The sequence below is a fragment of the Legionella feeleii genome (genome assembly GCF_001467625.1).
GTDB classification, from domain to species: Bacteria; Pseudomonadota; Gammaproteobacteria; order Legionellales; family Legionellaceae; genus Tatlockia; species Tatlockia feeleii.
This window is the reverse complement of record NZ_LNYB01000006.1, coordinates 37,820-44,415: the sequence shown is the minus strand read 5'-3', so window position 1 is coordinate 44,415 and position 6,596 is coordinate 37,820. Positions and strand designations below refer to the sequence as shown.

Below are 6,596 nucleotides of genomic sequence, written 5' to 3'. Positions count from 1 at the left end.
TCCTTTTGTTGATTATGTTCTTGGCGAACAATCAACAGGATACGCCACCTAATTTATTTTTCACATACACCAGATTCGAGCATAACTCTTATGACTAAAATGGTTTTATTTGACATAGGAAAAAATCTTTTGTTTAATGCAAAAAATTTACTAACTTATGGAGCGAATCGATGGTTAAATATTTAATATCAGCCTGCTTTTTACTCTTTATTTCTCCCATTTTTGCTTCTGATAATTGTTACCCTCAAACGGACAAATATTATGAAAAAAATATTATTGGGAAAAGAAAAGAAAGTATGGAAGTTAAACTACTAGGCAGATCTTATATAGATATTTTGATTTTTAATAAAGATCATACGCTGATAGGAAAAATTGCTGATAAAACTGATATCAAAAACGCAGCAAAAGCACTAGTAGGAAAATGGAAAATAAAAAACAGTAAACTCTATATAACCGTCAAAAAATCTTCTGTCCTAATCCCTATACCCAACAGTGTTGAAAAGATAGTTTGCATGAACAAAAAAATGTATAAGGCAATCCATTCTGATAAAACCACTTATACTAGCATCAGAATTTAAGTTCTAGTACCTGAGCAATAATACGAATTATTGTTATCTTTTAAATACCACCCAGACTTCTGGGTTGGTATTATTGCATCATTTTATATAGTGTATACTTAAGCAGTTAACTCTATCTTTTGGCAATGTTATATCGATGAAATCTGCTCATACTCTTGATTGGGCCCATTCACTTGTCAGAGACTGGTTCATCACCAATATTGGGGAGCCAACGGAACCACAGCGTCAAGGCTGGCCTCACATTCTTGCCGGTAAGACAACCTTAATTTCAGCGCCTACCGGTTCAGGAAAAACATTTGCTGCTTTTTTGGCCTGCATTGATCAACTGGTTAGAAAATCACTCGACGGTATTCTTAGTGACGAAACAGAAGTACTGTATGTCTCCCCTTTAAAAGCATTGGGTAATGACATCCAAAAAAACCTGATGAATCCCCTTACTGGCATTATGGAACTTGCAAAAGCAGAACACTTTTCCATGTCAGAAATAAAGGTTGCGGTAAGAACCGGTGATACATCGCCTAAAGAACGGCTGGCCATGTCTAAAAAGCCACCCCATATTTTAGTTACCACCCCAGAGTCCCTTTATATCTTATTAACAACCGAGAAAAGTCGAGAACTGTTGCGGACAGTAAAAACAGTCATTGTTGATGAGATCCATGCGCTGGCTGATGATAAACGAGGCTCTCACCTGTCATTATCTCTAGAGCGACTTGAGGCTATTACTCATCAGTCTCCCATACGCATTGGCCTTTCAGCAACACAAAAACCCCTTGAGTTAGTTGCAAACTTTTTAACAGGTAACCAACGAGCTTTACCGCAAGTTGTTAATATTGGACATGCCAAGCATTTAGAGCTCGCTGTGGAAGTCCCATCCAGCGAATTAGGCGCGGTGGCATCAAATAGTATGTGGGATGAAATTTATGATCGGCTTGCAGAACTCGCCAAGCAAAACCGTTCCACTTTGATTTTTGCCAATACACGCCGAGTAGCCGAACGAGTTGCTCATCATCTGGCAGAGCGGCTAGGCCAAGAACAAGTTGCCGCCCACCATGGAAGCCTGTCTAGAAAATTACGACTAACTGCTGAAACCAAATTAAAAAACGGACAGCTAAAGGCGCTTGTCGCCACAGCTTCTTTGGAGTTAGGAATTGATATTGGTACAGTCGATTTGGTATGCCAATTGGGTTCTCCGCGCTCAATTGCGGTCATGCTACAACGCGTTGGGCGTGCGGGTCATTGGCATGGTGCGATTTCGAAAGGTCGAATTTTCGCCACTACGCGCGATGAGTTATTAGAGTGTGCGGCGCTGGTCAATGCTATCAAAGATGGCGACCTTGATCAGTTGGTTATTCCTAAGGAACCCCTCGATATTTTAGCGCAACAAATTGTTGCAAGTTGCGCTACCGACGACTGGCGGGAAAATGATTTATTTGCGATGGTAAAACACGCTTTCCCTTATAAATCTTTAACGCGCGAAACTTTTAATAGTATTCTTGAAATGCTCTCTGAAGGCATTGCAGGATCGCGCGGTCGTTATAGTGCATACCTCTTTCGGGATCGCGTTAATGGCGTAGTTAAAGGCCGGCGTGGCAGCCGTTTGACAGCAATCACTAGCGGAGGGGCCATTCCTGAAACTGGTTTATTTACTGTGTTCGCAGAACCAACCAGTGTGATGGTCGGTACATTGGATGAGGATTTTGCAGTAGAAAGCAACCGTGGAGATATCATCTTACTAGGGAGTACTTCATGGAAAATCAGACGTATTGAAAGTGCTACAGGTCGTGTATTGGTAGAAGATGCTCATGGAGCACCTCCAACCGTCCCTTTTTGGCGCGGCGAAGCACCCGGAAGAACTGTTGAACTATCATTACGTGTTTCCAATTTACGTCAGCTCATCAGCGATAAATTATCAAGTATTTGTTCCCCCATTGAAACAGCTAAAAGCCAGGTGCTTACGCAACCCGTAATCGCCTGGTTAAAAGAAAATTGTGGAGTAGATAACGCCGGAGCAGAACAAATTATTGACTATATTTTGCAAGGAAGAGCGGTATTAGGAGCAGTTCCTACACAACATAAAGTTATTGCTGAACGATTTTTTGATGAATCGGGCGGCATGCAATTGATTATTCATGCTCCTTTCGGCGCTCGTATTAATAAAGCCTGGGGCTTGGCTTTAAGAAAATGTTTTTGCCGCTCTTTCAATTTTGAACTGCAAGCTTCTGCAACGGATGACGGTATTAATATTGCCCTGGCTGAACAGCATAGTTTTCCTTTAGCTGATGTTTTTGCTTTTTTAAATCCGAAAACCATTACGAAAGTACTCACTCAAGCTGTTTTGCAATCCCCTCTATTTGCTACCCGTTGGCGTTGGGACGCAGCACGAGCATTGGCGGTGGTACGTTTTCGTAATGGAAAGAAGGTACCTCCCAATATTATCCGCATGCTGTCCGATGATTTACTTGCGGCCGTTTTTCCAGATGCAGCAGCCTGTCAAGACAATCTCGGTGGGCGCGACATTGAATTACCCGACCACCCTCTGATTAACGAAGCATTGAAAGATTCGCTAACAGAGGCACTCGATCTGGATGGTTTAATTGATATTTTAAAGAAAATAAAAAAGGGGGAGATCCAGTATCTTGCTGTGGATACTCCAAGCCCATCACAATTTGCCCACGAAATATTAAATGCGAATCCTTATGCCTTTTTGGATGATGCGCCCTTGGAAGAGAGACGGGCACGTGCAGTTGCCATGCGACGCATCTTACCTGGCTCGATTATACAAGAAATAGGTAAACTGGATTTAAACATTATTGAGGAGGTTCAACAGCAAATTTGGCCTGATATCAGGAATGCTGATGAACTTCAAGATGCCCTACAAACCTTTATTGCATTTCCCGCTCTGTATTTCAAACAAGAAACGACTCGTTTACTATGGCAAAATTTCCTAACTGAACTCATTGCGGCAGGACGAGCTGCTACAGCCATGGTAGGTGATAAACTTTTCTGGTTTGCTATAGAAAAAGCCAAAACTTTTTCGACTATTTACCCACACGCAATTATTCATCATTCCTTAAAAGCCATTGAAGAAAAGCCATTATCTCAAGAGGAAGGTATCGTTGAATTAATCCGTGGTTGGATGTTCTCCCTAGGCCCAACAACCAGTCAAGAATTAAGTCAGTTATTAAATCTGGATTTATCCTCTATAGAGCATGCCTTACTCCGATTAGAGGCAAGCGGCCTAATTTTGCGAGGCACCTTTAAAGAAGATAACCAGCTGGAGTGGTGCGAGCGGCGCCTGCTTGCCCGGATTCATCAACTAACCTTAGGACAATTACGTAAAGAAATCGAACCTGTCAGCGCGATGAAATTTGTGCAATGGCTATTAGCTTGGCATCATCTAGCCCCAGGCACTCAATTAAGAGATGAACACGGCCTGCTGGAGATAATCAGCCAGTTACAAGGATTTGAAATTCCTGCAAAAGCCTGGGAACCAGAAATTTTAGCCAAAAGAGTTAACAATTATGATCCCGCGATGCTCGATAGACTTTGCCTCATGGGGATTATTGGTTGGGGACGACTTTCCTCTTTAAAGAATGAGACAGTATTAGAAAATAAACGAGTGATTCCAACAAGTGTTGCTCCAATTACTTTCTTCGTGCGAGATACAGCAGAATGGATGCCGGAAGTGCAACCTTTCACTCATGAAGAAGATTTACCCGCTTTAAGTCATATTGCAAAAAGCATCTATAGTTATTTACAAAAAAACGGGGCTTCCTTTTTTACTGATATTGCTCTGGGAGTAAAGCATCTTAAATCAGAGATAGAGATGGGTCTCTGGGAATTGGTTACTGCCGGTTTAACAACTGCTGATGGTTTCGATAATTTACGCTCGTTAATTGATCCTCGTCGTCGCTTAAACAAAAAAAGACGTCACCCCCTTCGCCATCAATACAGTACGGGTAGATGGTCTTTATTGAAAACTCATACCCAACAAGATTCTACCGCACAAATTGAAGCGATTTGTTGGTTATTACTCAAACGATATGGTGTTGTTTTTCGTGATCTTTTAGCCAGAGAAAAAATAATTCCACGTTGGCGGGAATTGTTAATCACTTTTCGTCGCCTGGAAGCACGCGGGGAAATTCGTGGGGGGCGTTTTGTGAGTGGTTTTTTAGGTGAACAATTCGCTTTACCTTATGCCGTAGATTCTTTACGGGCAACTAAAAATAAGGAACCCTATAAAGAAATAATTACCATTTCAGCCGTCGATCCGCTCAATGTGATAGGTTTTATTTTACCTGGTAATCGCATTTCGGCGATTTCAGGAAAAAAGATCATTTTTAAAGAAAACACTTATTATGAAGACAATCCATCGCCCACGATAAAATTGATTTGATTAGATGATACCCAATGAGCCCGAAAATATTTCTGTATCGAAATAGCTCCAAAGGTAAGATTACTTGAGTAATATACTCATTCTGCAACTACAAACCTAAGTCACAAACCATAGTTTTTCATGATCAGGCAAGAAATTACCCTACTCTTGATTAGTGTAAATTTTTCAAATTTATTCATTTGCTCCCAGTTAAGTCATCTATCTAAATGACCAATTAATTGTTCAAAAGTTTTTAATAATGTTTAAAAAATATTAATATTTCCTTAATAATTTGTGGTTAACATTTGAGCTCTTGCCAATTTACCAGGCAATCAAAGGGAAAAAAGAGGAGGGATTAATCAAATTTATTTATTTATTTGAGGGCAGATAATTATGTTAACAGAAGATAGCGTACGTTCACTTGTTGAGCAGGACAAAGTAGTCGCTACGCCAGGTATACCCCCAGCAACACTGAAAGTAACACCCCAAGTAACCCCAAGTGAAGATGTCTCTGTAATAACTACAATAGTATCTACCAAGCCCAAAACCGAACCAAAAACATTTCAAGATATTTTTCATGGCGGAAGCACTAATAAGCTATCGCGAAAACTATTTAGCTTTTTGGATGACAGAGACAGAAATCGTTTAGCAATGACCTGTGTCGATGCACGCAGACTAGATAGCGTAGATAGAGCACTAACCAACGTCGGATTTAAAATTACTCTCATGACTGCAATCTTAGAGGTTTTAGAAAATCCAGTGTATGCAGAACATTTAACGGTGAGCAGAAATCCATCCGGATTCTTACGTTTGAATAATGATCTCATTGGTGCCATTAAAGATCCTCGAATTTTAAAGGTCATTCCTGACGCTGCAGAGTTACGACTCAATTTTTGGCCAGGCGATCTTTATGAAAGTTTAGGTGCTCGCCTAGAACCAGAAACCAGACACTCACATCCGCGTGGTTTTTGCAGTTTCATAGTACATGGTGGTTATAAACACAATATTTATCACAGCTCCAGTAATCCTAAAGATCCTGGTTTTACTGAAGTAGTAGGTACAGTTCAACCAGTATCGAAAGCAAAATCCTTCAAAAAGAAAGAAACGCCGCAACATTTGTCGCATGTTTTAAAAGAAGATGTTACCGCCACACCTGAAGGCTATGCTTATTTTCCTGTCAGAATGATCCATGAAGTTGCCAGTAGAACAAAAGCATCCGTGCGTGGAGATGATCATGGGACTTTGAGCATTAATGTTGTATTTAAAACGCATAAAAGCGCACCCGTAGCAACATACAGCATTTTTATGGAAAGGGAAGAAAGTCTTGTTGAAGTTTACGATCAATTACCAACTATGCTTGCTCAACAAGCCCTGGAAATTGTAAGGAATTTACTCAAAGGACAAATTCGTTTCTTCACGGCTTCTATGGAAAGAGTTAAACCATCCTCTACTCCAGCCAGCTTCTTTGGTCGTGATACCAGTACCAGTACATTTACTGCGACTGTAGAAGAGTTAAGGGGAGAAGATACCCATGTGAAATTACCGACTCTCTCTTCTACTCCTGAAAAAGCGACCGCAAAGAAAAAGAGTGCTGAAGAAGAGGCTGTCGAAAATATGGTAAGTATATTAAGCTAATTCATTAA

At 40.6% G+C, this 6,596-nt stretch carries 3 protein-coding genes; all 3 read left to right on the top strand.

What is annotated here, in order from left to right; all coding sequences use genetic code 11:
* Window positions 1–170: 170 nt before the first annotated feature.
* Window positions 171–578 carry a hypothetical protein gene (locus Lfee_RS00670; RefSeq protein WP_058443356.1) on the top strand — a complete coding sequence of 136 codons (408 nt, stop codon included), beginning with the start codon at window positions 171–173 and terminating at the stop codon, window positions 576–578.
* Between the two features lie 136 nt (window positions 579–714).
* A complete protein-coding gene (locus Lfee_RS00665) occupies window positions 715–4,974 on the top strand; it encodes a DEAD/DEAH box helicase (RefSeq protein ID WP_082646525.1) in 4,260 nt (1,419 codons plus the stop codon).
* A gap of 372 nt (window positions 4,975–5,346) precedes the next feature.
* The gene (locus tag Lfee_RS00660) at window positions 5,347–6,588 is read left to right on the top strand and encodes a hypothetical protein (RefSeq protein WP_058443354.1); all 1,242 of its coding nucleotides are present in this window, start codon (window positions 5,347–5,349) and stop codon (window positions 6,586–6,588) included.
* Window positions 6,589–6,596: the final 8 nt, after the last annotated feature.